Source organism: Vibrio floridensis, from assembly GCF_021852965.1.
Lineage (GTDB): Bacteria > Pseudomonadota > Gammaproteobacteria > Enterobacterales > Vibrionaceae > Vibrio > Vibrio floridensis.
In genome coordinates this window covers 367,261-383,129 of sequence record NZ_JAKGCY010000002.1, presented here as the reverse complement: position 1 = coordinate 383,129, position 15,869 = coordinate 367,261, and the positions used below count along the sequence as shown (strand labels likewise).

Sequence of the window (15,869 nt, the reverse complement as noted above, 5' to 3'; positions counted from 1 at the left end):
AGTGGTTATACTGCCCCCTCAACACGCAATAGAATACGATCATGACTCAAAGCTCAACACAACAAACCATTCATCAAGAAGTGAACCAATGGCTCAACGATGTGGTGATTGGTTTAAATCTCTGCCCATTTGCCGCCAAACCGCAACGCAATCAGCAAATCAAAATCCACGTCAGTGATGCCGATAACGAAGAGTTGTTGCTGCAAGATCTTCTCAGCTTGCTGATGGAGCTCGATCAAACAGAGCCCAGTGAGTTAGAAACCACGCTGGTTGTTATCCCTAACATGCTCAGTGATTTTTGGGATTACAATCTTTTCATCGATTGGGTGGAAGCCTTGATCAGACAACAAGATTGGGAAGGCGTTTTCCAAGTGGCCACCTTCCATCCGGACTACTGTTTTGGTGGTGCCGAGCCAGAAGACGATGAAAACCTCACCAATCGATCGCCTTATCCGATTTTTCATCTTATTCGAGAAGAAAGCATGGAAAAGGTGCTGCGCCATTACCCTGACCCAGAATCGATCCCTGACACCAACATTGCTCGTGTTTCAGCGCTCAATGAAGACGAACGTAAAAAGCTATTCCCTTATCTTTTTCGCTAAACAGCAAGGGCAAAGAACATCAACCAAATCTGAGGCAACGGCCATGCGCACTGAGCCACAAGTGACGCTGCTTCAATTGGCAAGGGGATAGAGCTTACCTCTAGGCTCTGGTATCATTCGCCCTTACGTAAAACTATTGGAAAAACACATGCAATTGTCTCAACTTACCCAAGACATTTTTGATCACCTGTACCGTGACATCACTGAGTTCCGTAGCACGTTTGATTTGCCTGTGGCGGCACCTGAAAGCCTGGATGAAAAAGCGGACACGCTGCACACCTCTTTGATCATTGAAGAGATGACGGAGTTGGCAGAAGCGGATAGCAAAACAGAACAAGCAGATGCGATTGTTGATTCGGTCTACGTGCTTATGGGTCGCCTAGTCCACCTTGGCGCGGCAAACGTTGAAGACAATCTTGCTATCAGCTACTTGATTGATCTACTGCTAAACGTCGCAAAAAATCGTGGTATCGACTTTATTCCATGCTGGGACGAAGTGCACTCAAGCAACATGAGCAAAGTGTGCCGCAATGAACAAGAATATGCCGACACTGAGAAGTTCTACGCAGAGCAAGGTGTAAAGTTGATGGCGGTGCAAAAAGGTGATTACCTGATTGCAAAATGTGCCGAAGATTTCGAAGGCGAAGGCAAAACGATTCGTGCTGGTAAGGTATTGAAATCGGTATACTACCGCCCTGCAGACTTGGTTCCGCTGACTCAGTAAGCCATCTGTTCTCAGTTGGCCATCCGTTTTTAGCAAACCAACCGTTTGATGAAGCTAGCCCGCCTAAGTGCGGGCTTTTTATCGGCTTTCAATAAAAGCTAAGTGAAAATCAAATACGGCTGCCCCTCAACGGCCACTTTTTTCACTGGCGTTTCAAATACCTGTTGTAGATTTTCCACACTCATCACTTCGTCTGCGGAGCCATAAGCGGTTAACACGCCTTGGTTGAGCAACAACACCTTGTCCGCATGTTGATAAACACGATTGAGATCATGATTGGCGACAATCACCACCAAGCCTTGCGCAGCCATTTCATCGATAAGTTGATACAACCACTTCGCTTGGGCAACATCCAGTGGCGCGGCAGGCTCATCCAAGATCAGCAATTGCGAGTAAGGATTGAGCGAGCGCCACACTTGCAAACACACCGCAGCTAGACGCACGCGTTGCCATTCGCCACCCGAGAGGGCCTGCACACTGCGATGCAACTTGTCTTGCAGTTGCACCAACTCCACCACTCTACGCACAGCCGCTTGAACCTCTGGCTCAGCCACATGCCTTCCAGCCGGTAACGAGAGCGCCAACATCTGAAACACATCGACGTTAAACGCCGGTCTCGATTGCTGACACAGGTAAGCCCGATAAATCGCTTGTTCCGCTAAAGGCAGCGTGAGTAAAGAGGTCTCGTTGATCAACACTTCCCCTTTGGCGCCTTCGTGCGAGCTCAGTGTGCCCGCGATGGCTGACAATAAGGTACTTTTTCCAGAACCGTTTGGGCCCGCCACATACACTTTTTCACCTGCAGCGCATTGAAAAGACAGGGGTAAAAGGCGATTTCCGACACTAATATGATTAATGTGCATCGTGGCTCCTTATCAGCATCCAGATAAAGATGGGTGCGCCAATGGTGGTGGTCATCACCCCCAGCGGCAGCTCTGCCGAATCCAATAAAGTTCTTGCCCAAATGTCAGAAAAGACCAATAACGTCGCCCCGGCAAACGCCGACAGCGGCAACAAGAATCGGTTTTCGGAACCAAACGCCATGCGCAGCAAATGAGGCACAACCAAACCAACAAAACTGATTATGCCGCCAAGGGCCACCGCACAACCAATCAAGATGGAGACAGCCAAAATCAGCCGCCAACGTACCTTGTGCACATCAACGCCCAGTTGCGCGGCGTGCGTTTCACCCAGCATCAGTTTGTCCAAGGTTTGCCCTTGCAGACAGAGCCAAACCAAGACCGGAAGCAACACGACTGTCACCAGATGATGATGCCAACTTGCTCCGCCAATGCTCCCCATTAACCAATACATCAGTTGACGCAAGCTGAGATCGTCACTGAAATAAAAGGCCCAAGTGACAAACGCGCCCGACAAAATACCGAGCGCCACCCCCACGAGGAGCATTCTCGAGGTCGACAAATGCATCGCTCTTGCCATCCCCACCAAAATCAACGTAAAGACCAAGGCACCAATGATCGCTGCCAGCATAAACACCGTTGGCGTCGGCATCACTGGCAATAAAAAGAGCGCAATCACCATGGCCAAACTCGCCCCGCCGGAGATGCCTAACACACCAGGTTCAGCAAGCACATTGCCAAGCAAGACTTGTAACGTCGCCCCACAGACCGCTAATGCCGCGCCAATCACCATTGCCGCCACCAGTCGCGGCAGGCGCAGATCAACCAACAGCTTGTGTTCAAAGCTGCTCAAGGAAGAAAACGGAGAAAGAAAGACTTCACCTACCATCAAATAGAGAGCAGAGAGAACCAAAAGCACAGCCAACATCACCAATAAGGTGGCTCGCCATCGCTTCTCTTTGTGGGCTATCAGTTGGTGCAGTTCCATGGGCAATGATTCAATTCGCTCGCTAAACAAAAGGCTTAACTCTAACGTTAAGCCTTTCAGAAATAAACCATTAAACTCGCTCTCTTGTTGCTCTTAAGCAGCCTGAGAGCAAAAGAGCTTAATCGTAAACCAGTTGATCGTCTTCAAAACGGGCTTTGACCTCACAAACCATTAGTGCGGCGCGTTGACCAATCGCCACGTTACGGTTAGGGAACACAATCGCTTCATTGTCATTCTTCGCCATCAACGGCTTATCACCATCGTGGCCAAACACTTCACCGTGCATAAACGAGGTAAAGTTTTCCACTTGATCGTCAAATCTGAAATCGAAGTCTTGATGCAAACGAACAATGGTGCGGCTAACACGATAAGTAATGGCTGGCTTAGGCAAATGCTCTGGGGTCACTTCCGCGATCAAATCACGCATGGTTAAATCCAGTGCGGTAAATCTGCTTAAATCATTTTCACCAATGCGAGCGACTCGGCCTAACTCCATCGTCAGTGCTTGAGCAGAATAGTATTCTGCACTGAACCAGCTAAACGTGCTGGATGGTGAGTTAGAGAGCAGCAACGCTTCGACATGGCTGTGGTTGACAAAATCGACCAACGCTTTTGAACGTGTCGGATGGCGTGTTTTCGGACTGATCGCGAATGAATAGTGCTTCGACGCTCGTATCGCGCAATGCAAATCTAAGTGCCAACGGCTCTCTACGGGCGTGTTATCGAAAAACGCTTTCACCAATAACTTCAGTTGATCGGCAATCACCAACTCTTTGCTTGGCTGATGCTCTTTTTCATCAAACAGGCGGTTGAGGTTTTCTTCAATAAAACGCGTGTGCGCATTGGTTGCTTCTGGATGAGCAATGATAAATAAACAACGCGCTTGCACATCTTGAAAGCCCGTTTCGATATCGTGAACAATCTTGTCAATCAGTTCCATCGGTGCAGTTTCATCACCGTGGATCCCTGACGATAAAATGATATTTTTCGTTCCCGCGCTATTGTTTGCCGGAATGACTTCTAACACACCACGCTGATGCAGCTGCAATCTTACCCCATTGCTTAACGTCGTCGCTTTCGCCTCGACAGATTGCTGCATATTTAGGGTGTCTGACAAAAACGATTGGCGAAAGAGAGAATTCGTCATGCGTTACTCCTTAATTGCACGGCGGTATGTTAATAAAATGTACACAACATTTATGTTGCTAGGATCTCACTTATCAAGAGAAATCGAAGTTTTCACCGCAAAAAGCCAAGAATTGCGTTCATTCTGGACGATTTGCTGACTGAGATCACCGTCGCCGAACACTTCTTAAACAATAACAGTATGTTAGGGAGTGAACTCTACCACATCCCTAACCATTTCCGTTATAACAAGATCACGGAATTTTATTTTCCGATCTGCACCAATAGTTGTTCAAATTCATCCACTTTTTCACGGATACGTTCGATGCTCTGTTGCCAGAAATCCGCTTGCGTCAGATCCATTTGTAGATGCTGCGCGACCACCTCTTCCGCCATCATCGCCCCTGTATCTCGCAGCAAAGCGACGTAATCACGATAGAAAGACTCTCCCTTTGCCGCACGCTGAGCGTAGATGCCTTTCGAGAAAAGGTAACCAAACAAATAGGGGTAGTTGTAGAAACTGATTTCTGAAATCGAGAAATGAAGTTTGCTGGCCCAGAAATAGGGATCGGATTCTGACATTGAATCGCCATACCACGCTTGCCAGGTTTCACTCATCAACTGGCAAATATCATCCGCCGACAATTCACCGCTGGCACGACGCTCATAGAACGCTTTTTCAAATTCGTAACGCACAGGAATGTTGATGGTAAGCGCGTAAGCAGAAGAGAGCTCTTCCCACAACATTTCCAGTTTCTCTTCAGCGGTGACGGCTTGTGCAATCAGGTAATCCTGAACAATGTTTTCCGCAAAAATAGACGCCGTTTCTGCCAGCGTCATTGGGTAACGCGTTTGACAAAGAGGCATGTCTTTCATCACCCAGTTGTGGAACGCGTGCCCGAGTTCATGGGCCAAAGTCAGCAAATCCGAACGGCTGCCCGACCAAGTCATAAACACCAGCGGTGTGCGGGTGGCCGCTAATTTAGTGCAATACGCACCGAGACGTTTATTTTCCGAAGGCGCAGCATCAATCCAGCCATTTTCCACCATGAGGTCTACAAAGCTTGCCATCTCTGGGTTGACTTGTGCAAACGCATTGCGGATCAGTTCAATCGCTTCATCAAAGCCATACACTTTGGCTTCGCCGTCAAACGCTGGCATTGCGGCCAAGTGATTCCAAGGCTTCATTGCCTCTAAGCCATGCACACGCGCCATTAGCTTCCCCGCCTTCTGGCCAACCGAGCGACTTTCCTTTGCCACAGAGATCATGGTTTCTAAGGTCTGAGCCTCAATACGGCTCTCATAAAGGCTTGGCTCCAAGAAGTGGATATTGCGTTGGTGCGAGCGCTTTTGGTATTCGGTTAAACGCCAGCCAGAAAGCGCATTCAAAATTGCCGCAAAGGTTTCACGATGTGTTGCCATTGCGTTTTGAATCCCACGCCACGCTGGCTCTTGACGAGAGAACTCGGCCCCATAAAGCAGACTGGCGGCTTGAGAAAATCCAAGCGTTTCTTGTTTACCGTCTTCGGCATCTAGGGTGATTTTTAAGGTGCCAGTCAGGTTGTCGTAGAGACGGCCCCAACCATCGCGCCCGTCCACCTGCATCGCAGAAAGTAGTTGTTCCTCAGACACACTCAAGCTTTGATCCGCCAGCTTGCGCAGTTGCGCAATGGAGAATACCTGACCAGCCACATCGGGATTGTTGCTCTCTAAAACGTCGGCGATGAAATCGTCATCTGCGTGCATTAACGCCAGTTGGTATGGGCTAAATGCCTGTTCCATTTCAGAACTCAGCTTGGCCATGCGTCCAACCAAAACTTTGGCTTGAGGATGAGTCACATCCACCGAGGTATAACAGTTGGCAAAGGTGTAAACCGTCGAAAGTAAACGCCCTGCGGCTTCTCGGGTGACGATGGCATTTTGCATCACGCTCACCACTTCACGCTGTGACGCTTGTGTATTGAGCAGTTTGATGCACTGCTCGATCAGTTCGATATCTTGTTCGATACGAACATCGTTTAAATCTGCATAGGCAATAGAAAGATCCCAGCTTGGCGCGGTCATTCTGTGTTCCTTATGAATCTGTGACTAATCGACTGGATGATTCGTCTGTTCTTCCCTGATAGAGAGAGGCATCCCGATCATTTTGACTGTCGGAAACTGCGTTTGGTCACTATCGGTAAAAATCGTTATGTGTGTCAGACTTGCGTTCTCAATGGCCAAGTTTTGATACCAGTGAGGGCTTTGCCAGTCTACACCCAAAAGGTGAGCTAAGATAAGTCGAATTACACCACCATGAGTGATGATTAACACTTTGCGATGTTCTGTGCTGATGATTTGCGACCAGCACTGCACTACCCTTTGCTGAAATTCAGCCAACGTCTCGCCCTCTGGCAACGAGGCATTGGCAGGGTCTTGCCAAAAGGCGTTGAGGAGAGGCCACGGATAGTCCTGAGTATCAAAAGGCACTCCGTCTAACAAACCAAAATCCATCTCTTGCAGGTCTGCTTGCAATCGAACTGGCCAATGGTGTTGTTGACCCAGCAACTCAGCCAACTCATGGCATCGAGAGAGAGGCGAGCTCACGATGAGTTCAACATCGTCATGCTGAGCGAACAACGCTTCGGCAATCGCTTGCTGACGATCCGCCGGTACCTTGGCATCGGTTCGGCCAAATAAACCCGCTTCCGCTGCTGTTTTGCCATGACGCAGTAAGATCACTTCCATCGTATTTCCCTATTGATGACCACTCGATTTCAGTATGAGGGGTAACCCCGCCGCGATTAGAGTGACGTTGTCACACACCTGAGCAAGTGATTGATTCATACGACCTGCATTATCCACAAATAGGCGGCTGATTTGCCCTAAAGGCACCACGCCTAACCCCACTTCATTGGAGACCAAAATGATCTGCGCTGGGCTTTCTTTCACAACGGATGCCAACTGGGCAACCTTTTGCTCCAGTTTTTCGTTGCTCGCTTGCTCACCAAACTCAAACAGCCAATTATTGAGCCACACCGTTAAACAATCCACCAGCACCACATCATCAGCACCAAACTGCGAGAGTCGCTCCGCTAAGTACAGCGGCGCCTCATGTTCACACCAACCTTGTCCACGTCGCTGTCGGTGATGGTGAATGCGCTCTGCCATTTCTTGATCAAAAGGCACCGCCGTGGCGACGTAGTGACATTTTGTATCATGTTGTTGAGACCATTGCCGCGCAAGCTGTTCAGCAAAACGAGATTTACCCGAGCGAGCCCCACCCAACACCAGCGTTTTGTTGGTTGAATAACTCATCGTCACTGCACCACCGCAATCAGAACCAAATAGATGCCGAGTTCCATCAATTGTTGAGCCCCGCCCAAGCAATCTCCGGTAAACCCGCCCAAACGCGCCAGCAGCCAACGTTTGAATGCCCAGCGGAAGAGGATCGCAAATAAAATCAATAGCAAACCAACACCCAGCCCTAAGCTGATTGCCGCTAATACCCCCGTGAGGATCAGTATCGCCAGCTCCGTGGAGGATTGTGCATTCGCCAATGGCTTGCTTTTACTGGTATCGCTGTCAGAGACATAAGGCATGTCGTAAATCAGTGTGGCGGCAACGGCTCGGCTCAAGGTGTAGGCGACAACAATCATCAAGCCAAAGTCGGGTTGACGTGCCAACGTGGTGAGAAAAACGAACTTACCAATCAGCGCCATGGTCAATGTGGCGCTGCCATAGGTTCCGATACGACTGTCCTTCATGATGGTGAGGCGTTTGTCGAGCGTCATCCCTCCACCAATGCCATCCGCCATGTCAGTGAGTCCATCTTCATGGAAGGCGCCTGTCAGCAGTAAGCTAAACGCCATCATCAGGACAATCGCCACCTGATAAGGGAAAAACAGCGATGCAAACGCATAAACCAGTACGCACAGTAAGCCAAGCAATGTACCGACTAAAGCAAAGTAACGCCCAGCCTGATTCATTCTTTCATCACTATACGGTGTTGATTTGGGCACAGGCAAACGGCTAAAAAAGCTCACCGCCAAACAAAACAATTGGTACTGATACTGCCAGGTTTTCATATCAAACCGTTACTCCTGCGCTTTCGAAGCTTGCCATATTGTTATAAAACTGCGCCGCTGCTTTTAATAGCGAATACGCCAGCGCGGCTCCTGTTCCTTCACCAAGACGCAGCCCCAAATCCAGCAAAGGCTTCGCTTCAAGGAGTGACAACACAATTTGGTGCCCTTGTTCTTCGGAGCGATGAGCGAACAACAAGTAGCCTCTCACCTCCGGTTTCAGCAACGTCGCGATATAGGCCGCAACCGAAACAATAAAACCGTCCACTAGCACTGGAGTTTTATGCTCAGCCGCAGCGATAAACGCGCCAGCCATGGTCACGATCTCAAACCCGCCGACTTCAGCGAGGATCGCATTAACCGATAGACCTTCACAGCGCCCTACGCCTTGCGCCACGACTTTAATTTTGTGCGACAGTTGCTCTTCATTAATGCCCGTACCTCTGCCGACACAGTGATCCACTTCGTGGCCAGATAACGCACTGAGCAACGCCGCGGCAGAGCTGGTGTTGGCAATACCCATCTCGCCAAACATCAATAAATCTGCGCCTTGAGCGATTTTCTCTGCCGCTATTTGTTGACCATTATGCAAAGCTTGTTCGACTTGCTTAGTCGTCATGGCCGACTCAGTCGCAAAGTTGGCGGTGCGTGAGCCCAAACGACGTAAGATGAGATTCGGAGCGTCACTGTCGACAGGCAACAAAATGCCACAATCAACCACCGTCAGGTCGATGTTATGAAGCGCGCAAAAGCAGTTTATCGCAGCGCCACCTGCGAGAAAATTCAATACCATTTGTTGTGTCACCGCACTCGGTGCGATGCTCACTCCTTCATCGGCGACACCGTGGTCACCAGCAAAAAGCAACATCTGCGGCTGCTTGAGCTCAATATGCGTCGCCGCTTGCTCTTTACCTTGGCTTTGGATGAGTGCCAATTGTAAGGCGACTTGCTCGAGTTGCCCCAGTGCGCCTAGCGGTTTGGTTTTGTTGTCGATGATGTGCTGGATCTCAGCGGCAAATTGTTGCTCTAACATAACGGTCCCTGTTGGTGTCGAAATGGCGTAAAAACAAGAAGTTCTCTAGTGTACAGGCGAAGGGATCGTGGAGAAAGAGTCAAGATACGCTTCATCGAGGGAAATAGCGGTCGACAGCCATTTTCTGCTGAGCACCCATTTGACTGATCGCGACTTAACCGTGGCCATCTCTGCGCTTCGATTTTCTCAAATTGCGAATCAAAACCGCATTTTTTGCACAAAGCGCGCGGTTTCAGCACTCAACGTCCCCGAAACGGCGTTCAAGTGATGGCATAGGATATGCAGGGATTATCCTGTCTCCAACACACTGAGGTACCTGTTATGTTTGCCAATCAAAGTCGTAGACCTAAATCGGGTGGCAATGCGAAGCGCCCTCAGAACAATCGGCAAGTTCCATTGTCGATGACCTAACTCCCACACAGGGCCCTTTCGGGCCTTTTCTTTTGTTACCACCATCAAACCCTTGAACGCTTTCCATTGCTAAACTCAAGAGAGTTCAACAAGATAACCCTCTTGATGGTTTTAGGAGCAACACGATGACGATTCGTGGTGAAAACACAGCAGTCATAGTCGCTGGCGGAACAGGACTGGTGGGGTCGCAATTGATTGCACAGATCTTACCGCATGAGGCAATCAGTACACTTTACGCCTTAACTCGCCGCCAAATTACCGTCAACATTCCCCAAGCGATCAAACTCGTTAATCTGATCGAGCCCGATCTGCTCATCTCCGATTGGCCAGATGAAAGAGCGAGGCCCACGGTAGGCTTCATCTGTTTAGGAACAACCAAAAAGCAAGCCGGAAGCCAAGAGCAATTGCGTCAGATTGATGTTGAACTGGTGTGCCAAGTCGCTCAAACCATGAAATTGCTTGGTGTCACACGAGTCGCCGTGGTATCAAGCCTCGGCGCAGACGCACAATCGCGCTTCCATTACCTCAAATGTAAAGGACAGATGGAGCGTGCTCTCATGAACATGGGCTTTGAACAGCTTGTTATCGTTCGTCCCGGCCCACTCAAGGGCCAACGCCACGCCTCGCGCAGTGATGAAAAATGGTTGCAACGCCTGATGCGCCCGTTTATTCCCTTAATGCGCGGCAAGCTCCGCAATTACACCCCTATCGATGCCAAAGAGGTCGCGCTAGCCATGCTCTATCGTGTTTTTGCACCTCATCCACAGAAAGTGGAAATTTTGCATAAAAACGAGATGGTTAAATTGCTCGGACAATACCGCTAAACACGGGAACTCATTGCCAGCAAGGGCTCACAATGGTCTAATACACGCTTCGTTTGAACGCTAGGTAAGCCGAATGCAGCAAGACAATCAGCCCACTTTCTTCTTTTTTGACTATGAGACTTGGGGAACCAGTCCAGCAAAAGATCGTCCATCGCAATTTGCTGGCGTTCGTACCGATGAAAACTTCAATATCATCGGCGAACCATTGGTGATTTATTGTCGCCCACCTGCCGATTATTTACCGGCCCCCGAAGCCGCACTCATTACCGGAATTACGCCGCAAAAAGCGCAGAAAGAAGGCTTACCCGAGCCAGAATTTATCGCAAAAATCCACGCAGAGTTGTCGCGTCCGAACACCACTAGCCTTGGCTACAACAGCATTCGCTTCGATGACGAAGTCACGCGTTATACCTGCTATCGCAATTTCCTCGATCCCTATTCATGGAGCTGGCAAAACGGCAATTCACGCTGGGATCTGCTTGATGTGATGCGAGCTTGTCACGCATTAAGACCGGAAGGGGTGGAATGGCCGGAAAATGAAGAAGGCTTTACCAGCTTTAAACTGGAGCACCTTTCTGTGGCCAATGGCATTGAACACAGTAACGCCCATGATGCGATGGCCGATGTGATCGCCACCATCGAAATGGCGAAAAAAGTCAAAGCCGCGCAACCCAAATTGTTTGATTACTTCTTTAGCATGCGCCATAAGCGTAAGCTCAATGAGCTGATCGATATTGTTAACATGACCCCTTTGATGCATGTCTCTGGCATGTTAGGCCGTGAATGCCAATACACCAGTTGGATAGTGCCGTTAGCTTGGCACCCGACCAACAACAATGCGGTGATTGTGGTCGACTTAGCCAAAGATCCTCAACCCCTCTTTGATTTGGATGCCGATGCGCTGCATGAGCGTCTTTACACTCGTCATGATGAGCTCGGCGACTTATTGCCTGTGCCAGTTAAATTGGTGCATTTGAATAAGTGCCCGATTTTAGCACCAGCCAAAACCCTCACTGCGGAGAACGCCGCCAATATCGGCATCGACCGAGAACAATGTTTGGCAAACTTAGCCCTTATTCGCCAGCATCCAGAAGTGCGAGAAAAGTTGGTGCAGCTGTTCTCAATTGAACGCGAGTTCGAGAAAAGTCATGATGTCGATACCCTGTTGTACGACGGTTTCTTCTCGCCTGCCGACAAAGCCTCGATGGACATTATCCGCCAAACCGATCCAACGCACCTTGCCGCTTTGGACATCACGTTTAACGATAAACGCATCGAGCCGCTGCTGTTTCGCTACCGTGCGCGCAATTACCCATGGACGTTGGATGAGAACGAACAGCGCCGTTGGGCGAATCATTGCCGTGAATACTTCGAAAGTCGAATTGAAGAGTACATGCTTAATTTGGAAAACTTAGTTCACGAACATGAAAGTGACGAAAAGAAAATGGCGATATTAAAATCCGTGTACCGCTATACTGAGAGCTTGATCTCATAATTGCTGGGAGCCAAAGGGCTCCCATTATAAAAATGACTCCCTAACTATGAAATTCTCCCCCAAAGATTTGTTTGGCCTTGTTCTATCATTTGGCCTTATTTTCCTAGCCCTGACGATTGGATCAGGCATTCAGCACTGGACAGGAACCTCAGTGCCAGGAAGTGTAATAGGGATGTTGGTGCTGTTCGTATCGATGGCGATTGGCTTGGTCAAAGTCGAATGGGTCAAACCGGGCGCAAGCTTATTGATTCGCTACATGATTTTGCTTTTTGTGCCCATCAGTGTCGGGCTGATGGAGCATTTTGACATGCTCATCGCCAATGCTTTACCTATTATTGCCAGCGCGATTGGTGGTTCACTCATCGTATTAGTCAGCCTTGGTTGGCTGCTGCAGCGCATTCTTGGTAAGGAGGCGTAATCATGTGGTTACTCGTGACTATTGCCGTCTTCTTATTTGCCCGTTGGCTTGCCATCAAAATCAACAATCCTTTGGCTAACCCGCTACTGATCAGTATCGCTATTTTGATTCCGATGTTGACGGTGTTAAAGATCCCGTTTGAAACCTATTACGCGGACAATCAATGGATCAGCTACATGTTGCAACCTGCGGTGGTCGCCCTTGCTTACCCTTTATATGAGCAGTTGCCTCAAATTAAAGCCAATTGGCGAATCATTGCCTTAGCATGCACTTTAGGCAGTGTAATGTCGATGCTCACCGCCATGCTCATTGCCGTCGCCTTCAAGGCAGACATTAGCTTGATCGCTAGCCTGCTTGGTAAGTCGGTCACCACGCCGATTGCAATGGAAATCTCAAGCCACTTAGGGGGCGAAGCCGCCGTTGCTGCTATTCTGGTGCTGCTCGTTGGGCTGTTTGGGGCAATCCTTGCCTACCCAATCTATAACTTGCTTGGCATTAAGCACCCTATCGCACGTGGACTCACCATGGGGACAGTTTCGCATGCACTCGGTACCGCGACCTGCGTGGAGAAAGCACCGGGCGACGCCGCCTTTTCTTCTTTAGCGTTAGTACTGTGTGGCATCATCACTTCTATTCTCGCACCAAGCTTTTTCGCCCTCGCGGTTTGGCTATACGGTTAACACCGACTTCTGACTAAGACGCCCTCTTGCTTATGCTGAGGGCGTTTTTTTATTCACGCTTTTATAAAGTGCTATACAGTAGTTTTACTGTTCATCTTACCAATCGACTCAGCTACCAGTGATATTCGTCACAAATCCTCATACTTATCACTACGTACCAAACGAAATATAAACCACTAAAAATCAAATAGATAACAACATATCTTTTTCACCAGACAATCAGTTTAGGTGAAAAATCCAACAAAAAGAGTTGATCAATCGCCTTAAAAAAACTACTGTATACGCATACAGTATGTATAAAGGAACAGTAAGATGCAGATTCAAACTCAAACTCGACCCTATTCTCGTTTTAACGTGTTGGCTCAGCCAACCGTACCTATGAATGTTTCTGATCAGTTGTTGCAAAAGCTGGCTAATCTTTCCGCTCAAAACCAGTGGATTTTGTTTACAGCCGAGTGCCCAAGACCTGACTTTGCACAACTTACTGCTTCCAATATCCGCTGCCAGAACGTCATCCAGATGAAAGCTTCTCAGACGATGACTGAAATGGAGATCGTGATGAAAGCAATTCGCTCTGGCAATGCCGCTGCGGTTGTCGCATCCGATCAAATCGATTTGATTAACCAATCTTTGCTTAGCGATCTCGCTCGCGAGTATGGCTGTGAAGTGTTTTTCGTTGAAGGCAGAGCACACAAGTATCACTAACAAGTTCAACGTTATCCATCCTGCATCTCGCCTCCCAAATGGGAGGCATTTTTTGTTTGGCAAAAACAAGGCAAACGTTTGCTTTTTCTCTGGCGACTTCAAATAGTTCTGGTATCATGCCCCGGTAATCGATGAATCCGTTAGATTTTGTTGTCCGATTCATTTCCCGCATGACGTTTGAAATTATGATAGGAATGTCAAAATGAGCCTTGCTGACCAAGTACTTGCCGTCAACGATGACCTACCCATCCGCACCGATAAACCTGTACACAGTGGAAAAGTTCGCTCTGTTTACTGGTTGACCGAAGAAGACAGTGCCCGACTGATTAAAGAGAAAGGATACAATGTTGCCCCTGACGCCCCATTGGCGATAATGGTGATCAGCGATCGTATTTCCGCTTTTGATTGCATTTGGCATGGAGAGCACGGGTTGAATGGCGTACCGGGTAAAGGCGCTGCGCTCAATGCCATTTCAAACCATTGGTTTGGCTTGTTCAAAGAAAATGGCCTTGCTGACAGCCACATTCTGGATATTCCACATCCTTTTGTCTGGATCGTACAGAAAGCCAAACCGGTGAAAATCGAAGCGATTTGCCGCAAGTACATTACTGGTTCAATGTGGCGTGCTTACGAAAAAGGTGAACGTGAATTCTGTGGTATTCAGCTACCAGAAGGCTTGGAAAAAGACAAAGCATTGCCGGATCTGCTCATGACGCCATCAACAAAAGGCATTTTGAAAGGCATTCCAGGAGTTCCGGAAGCAGATGACGTTAATATCACCCGCCAAAATATCGCTGACAACTTTGCCGCGTTTAATTTCTCTAGTGCCGACGATATCGCGCTTTACGAAAAACTGCTGAAAGACGGCTTTGGTGTGATCAGTGAAGCATTAGCAAACGTGGGGCAAATCTTTGTCGATACCAAATTTGAATTTGGTTACGTCACGGATGCGGCTGGAAATGAAAAACTGATTTACATGGATGAAGTGGGTACACCAGACTCATCACGAATTTGGGATGCCCAAGAGTATCAAGCAGGCAAAATTGTTGAGAATTCAAAAGAAGGCTTTAGACAATTCTTGCTTAACTACTTCCCTGACCCAGATATTTTACTTAATAAAGATCGTATGCCTGAGCGTGAAGCGCTCGCTCGCGACAACGAACTGCCTGAAGAAGCGCTGATGGCAGTGTCTCGTACTTACATCAACATCGCAGAGAAAATTACCGGCAGCGCGATCATCTTAAGCGATAATCCAAAGCAAGAAATCATCGATATTCTTGGTCGCGAATACGGTTTGATTGACTAAGTCATCGCCAACGATTCAAAACAAAAAAACGCCTGCATCGCTGCAGGCGTTTTTTCTCGTCACTTGACATTACTTAATCAAACTGAGACTCACTGAGATCTTTCAAGCGGATCACGAACACATCTTGTTCTCGGCAGTCAATTTTGCTTTCGCTGCGATTTTGAATGAAGTCGATCTGGGTGGGCTCTAGCGCATACGGCATCACCACCGTCAGCTCGTCTATCCCCTCCAGTTTTGCCAGTTTGAGTAGCGTCACCAAGTTGGATTCATCGCTACGGCGTGAAGACATGCTCTTTAAGGCTGCATCCCACAATCGATCTTCTGGTTCTGAAAGCTCTGCGATACTGTTCTTCCACATCACACCAAAGACTGGAGCAAAGGTGGTTAAGGCTTCTAAAAACGTCCATTTTTTACTGCATGAAGCCCCTAGAAAACTGGTGTAGTCGAATTCGACGTGTCTCTTTCCCTGTTTTTCCATTTTGTCCCCCGACAGATTGGCAACACAACATACTCAATATCAGCCAAGTGTTTTGATATAGCAATAGGATATAAAACAATGGTCTTTTATGCCCTAGTTTCGAGAGGAAAAGAAATATTAAAACCAGAGTTGTAACAATCGTCACTCAGACTCTTT

The 15,869-nt window shown here is 48.4% G+C and carries 17 protein-coding genes; 8 read left to right on the top strand and 9 right to left on the bottom strand.

What is annotated here, in order from left to right:
- Positions 1 to 41 precede the first annotated feature (41 nt).
- A complete protein-coding gene (locus LZU85_RS06025; RefSeq protein ID WP_237286673.1) occupies positions 42 to 602 on the top strand; it encodes a DUF1415 domain-containing protein in 561 nt (186 codons plus the stop codon).
- A 148-nt stretch (positions 603 to 750) separates the two neighbouring features.
- The gene (locus tag LZU85_RS06020) at positions 751 to 1,326 is read left to right on the top strand and encodes a nucleoside triphosphate pyrophosphohydrolase family protein (RefSeq protein ID WP_013571938.1); all 576 of its coding nucleotides are present in this window, start codon (positions 751 to 753) and stop codon (positions 1,324 to 1,326) included.
- Between the two features lie 98 nt (positions 1,327 to 1,424).
- Here LZU85_RS06020 and btuD read toward each other — a convergent pair whose 3' ends face one another.
- The 8 genes from btuD to cobT all read right to left on the bottom strand — a co-directional run bounded on the left by btuD (position 1,425) and on the right by cobT (position 9,396).
- Complete coding sequence (gene btuD / locus LZU85_RS06015) at positions 1,425 to 2,189, bottom strand: vitamin B12 ABC transporter ATP-binding protein BtuD (RefSeq protein WP_237286672.1); 765 nt, start codon at positions 2,187 to 2,189, stop codon at positions 1,425 to 1,427.
- Positions 2,179 to 3,174, bottom strand: coding sequence for a vitamin B12 ABC transporter permease BtuC (gene btuC / locus LZU85_RS06010; RefSeq protein ID WP_237286671.1), 996 nt, complete (start codon positions 3,172 to 3,174; stop codon positions 2,179 to 2,181). The genes btuD and btuC overlap by 11 nt, the downstream gene beginning before the upstream one ends.
- Before the next feature lie 118 nt (positions 3,175 to 3,292).
- A complete protein-coding gene (locus LZU85_RS06005) occupies positions 3,293 to 4,321 on the bottom strand; it encodes a succinylglutamate desuccinylase (protein ID WP_237286670.1) in 1,029 nt (342 codons plus the stop codon).
- Positions 4,322 to 4,563: 242 nt separating this feature from the next.
- Positions 4,564 to 6,363, bottom strand: a complete 1,800-nt coding sequence (locus LZU85_RS06000) for a M3 family oligoendopeptidase (RefSeq protein ID WP_237286669.1) — start codon at positions 6,361 to 6,363, stop codon at positions 4,564 to 4,566.
- A gap of 24 nt (positions 6,364 to 6,387) precedes the next feature.
- Entirely contained in the window at positions 6,388 to 7,026 is a 639-nt protein-coding gene (cobC, locus tag LZU85_RS05995; RefSeq protein ID WP_237286668.1) for an alpha-ribazole phosphatase, read from the bottom strand.
- A gap of 9 nt (positions 7,027 to 7,035) precedes the next feature.
- A complete protein-coding gene (gene cobU / locus LZU85_RS05990) occupies positions 7,036 to 7,596 on the bottom strand; it encodes a bifunctional adenosylcobinamide kinase/adenosylcobinamide-phosphate guanylyltransferase (RefSeq protein WP_237286667.1) in 561 nt (186 codons plus the stop codon).
- Between the two features lie 2 nt (positions 7,597 to 7,598).
- Positions 7,599 to 8,366: an adenosylcobinamide-GDP ribazoletransferase gene (locus LZU85_RS05985; protein WP_011080623.1), complete on the bottom strand. Its 768-nt coding sequence runs from the start codon at positions 8,364 to 8,366 to the stop codon at positions 7,599 to 7,601.
- Between the two features lies 1 nt (position 8,367).
- Entirely contained in the window at positions 8,368 to 9,396 is a 1,029-nt protein-coding gene (gene cobT / locus LZU85_RS05980) for a nicotinate-nucleotide--dimethylbenzimidazole phosphoribosyltransferase (RefSeq protein ID WP_237286666.1), read from the bottom strand.
- A gap of 536 nt (positions 9,397 to 9,932) precedes the next feature.
- Between cobT and LZU85_RS05975 the strand changes: the two genes are divergently transcribed.
- The 6 genes from LZU85_RS05975 (at position 9,933) to LZU85_RS05950 (ending at position 15,235) form a co-directional block, all read left to right on the top strand.
- Complete coding sequence (locus tag LZU85_RS05975; protein ID WP_237286665.1) at positions 9,933 to 10,631, top strand: oxidoreductase; 699 nt, start codon at positions 9,933 to 9,935, stop codon at positions 10,629 to 10,631.
- 73 nt (positions 10,632 to 10,704) lie between these two features.
- A complete protein-coding gene (sbcB, locus tag LZU85_RS05970; RefSeq protein WP_011150112.1) occupies positions 10,705 to 12,126 on the top strand; it encodes an exodeoxyribonuclease I in 1,422 nt (473 codons plus the stop codon).
- 46 nt (positions 12,127 to 12,172) lie between these two features.
- Complete coding sequence (locus LZU85_RS05965; RefSeq protein WP_011080627.1) at positions 12,173 to 12,544, top strand: CidA/LrgA family protein; 372 nt, start codon at positions 12,173 to 12,175, stop codon at positions 12,542 to 12,544.
- Between the two features lie 2 nt (positions 12,545 to 12,546).
- Entirely contained in the window at positions 12,547 to 13,224 is a 678-nt protein-coding gene (locus tag LZU85_RS05960; protein WP_011080628.1) for an LrgB family protein, read from the top strand.
- Positions 13,225 to 13,536: 312 nt separating this feature from the next.
- On the top strand, positions 13,537 to 13,929 hold the full coding sequence (locus LZU85_RS05955) for a SulA-like leucine-rich domain-containing protein (protein ID WP_011150110.1): 393 nt from the start codon (positions 13,537 to 13,539) through the stop codon (positions 13,927 to 13,929).
- Between the two features lie 202 nt (positions 13,930 to 14,131).
- The gene (locus LZU85_RS05950) at positions 14,132 to 15,235 is read left to right on the top strand and encodes a phosphoribosylaminoimidazolesuccinocarboxamide synthase (RefSeq protein WP_237286664.1); all 1,104 of its coding nucleotides are present in this window, start codon (positions 14,132 to 14,134) and stop codon (positions 15,233 to 15,235) included.
- 73 nt (positions 15,236 to 15,308) lie between these two features.
- On the opposite strand, the gene LZU85_RS05945 is transcribed toward LZU85_RS05950, so the two are convergent.
- Positions 15,309 to 15,713 carry a hypothetical protein gene (locus LZU85_RS05945; RefSeq protein ID WP_011080631.1) on the bottom strand — a complete coding sequence of 135 codons (405 nt, stop codon included), beginning with the start codon at positions 15,711 to 15,713 and terminating at the stop codon, positions 15,309 to 15,311.
- Positions 15,714 to 15,869: the final 156 nt, after the last annotated feature.

What these genes read in the sequence shown, in the direction of transcription:
- LZU85_RS06000 (WP_237286669.1), bottom strand. Translation starts at nt 6,363, where the DNA reads ATGACCGCGCCAAGCTGGGATCTTTCTATTGCCTATGCAGATTTAAAC.
- LZU85_RS06020 (WP_013571938.1), top strand. Translation starts at nt 751, where the DNA reads ATGCAATTGTCTCAACTTACCCAAGACATTTTTGATCACCTGTACCGT.
- LZU85_RS06005 (WP_237286670.1), bottom strand. Translation starts at nt 4,321, where the DNA reads ATGACGAATTCTCTCTTTCGCCAATCGTTTTTGTCAGACACCCTAAAT.
- LZU85_RS05945 (WP_011080631.1), bottom strand. Translation starts at nt 15,713, where the DNA reads ATGGAAAAACAGGGAAAGAGACACGTCGAATTCGACTACACCAGTTTT.
- LZU85_RS05985 (WP_011080623.1), bottom strand. Translation starts at nt 8,366, where the DNA reads ATGAAAACCTGGCAGTATCAGTACCAATTGTTTTGTTTGGCGGTGAGC.
- btuC (WP_237286671.1), bottom strand. Translation starts at nt 3,174, where the DNA reads ATGGAACTGCACCAACTGATAGCCCACAAAGAGAAGCGATGGCGAGCC.
- LZU85_RS05955 (WP_011150110.1), top strand. Translation starts at nt 13,537, where the DNA reads ATGCAGATTCAAACTCAAACTCGACCCTATTCTCGTTTTAACGTGTTG.
- LZU85_RS05965 (WP_011080627.1), top strand. Translation starts at nt 12,173, where the DNA reads ATGAAATTCTCCCCCAAAGATTTGTTTGGCCTTGTTCTATCATTTGGC.
- sbcB (WP_011150112.1), top strand. Translation starts at nt 10,705, where the DNA reads ATGCAGCAAGACAATCAGCCCACTTTCTTCTTTTTTGACTATGAGACT.
- cobT (WP_237286666.1), bottom strand. Translation starts at nt 9,396, where the DNA reads ATGTTAGAGCAACAATTTGCCGCTGAGATCCAGCACATCATCGACAAC.
- LZU85_RS06025 (WP_237286673.1), top strand. Translation starts at nt 42, where the DNA reads ATGACTCAAAGCTCAACACAACAAACCATTCATCAAGAAGTGAACCAA.
- cobU (WP_237286667.1), bottom strand. Translation starts at nt 7,596, where the DNA reads ATGAGTTATTCAACCAACAAAACGCTGGTGTTGGGTGGGGCTCGCTCG.
- LZU85_RS05975 (WP_237286665.1), top strand. Translation starts at nt 9,933, where the DNA reads ATGACGATTCGTGGTGAAAACACAGCAGTCATAGTCGCTGGCGGAACA.
- btuD (WP_237286672.1), bottom strand. Translation starts at nt 2,189, where the DNA reads ATGCACATTAATCATATTAGTGTCGGAAATCGCCTTTTACCCCTGTCT.
- cobC (WP_237286668.1), bottom strand. Translation starts at nt 7,026, where the DNA reads ATGGAAGTGATCTTACTGCGTCATGGCAAAACAGCAGCGGAAGCGGGT.
- LZU85_RS05960 (WP_011080628.1), top strand. Translation starts at nt 12,547, where the DNA reads ATGTGGTTACTCGTGACTATTGCCGTCTTCTTATTTGCCCGTTGGCTT.
- LZU85_RS05950 (WP_237286664.1), top strand. Translation starts at nt 14,132, where the DNA reads ATGAGCCTTGCTGACCAAGTACTTGCCGTCAACGATGACCTACCCATC.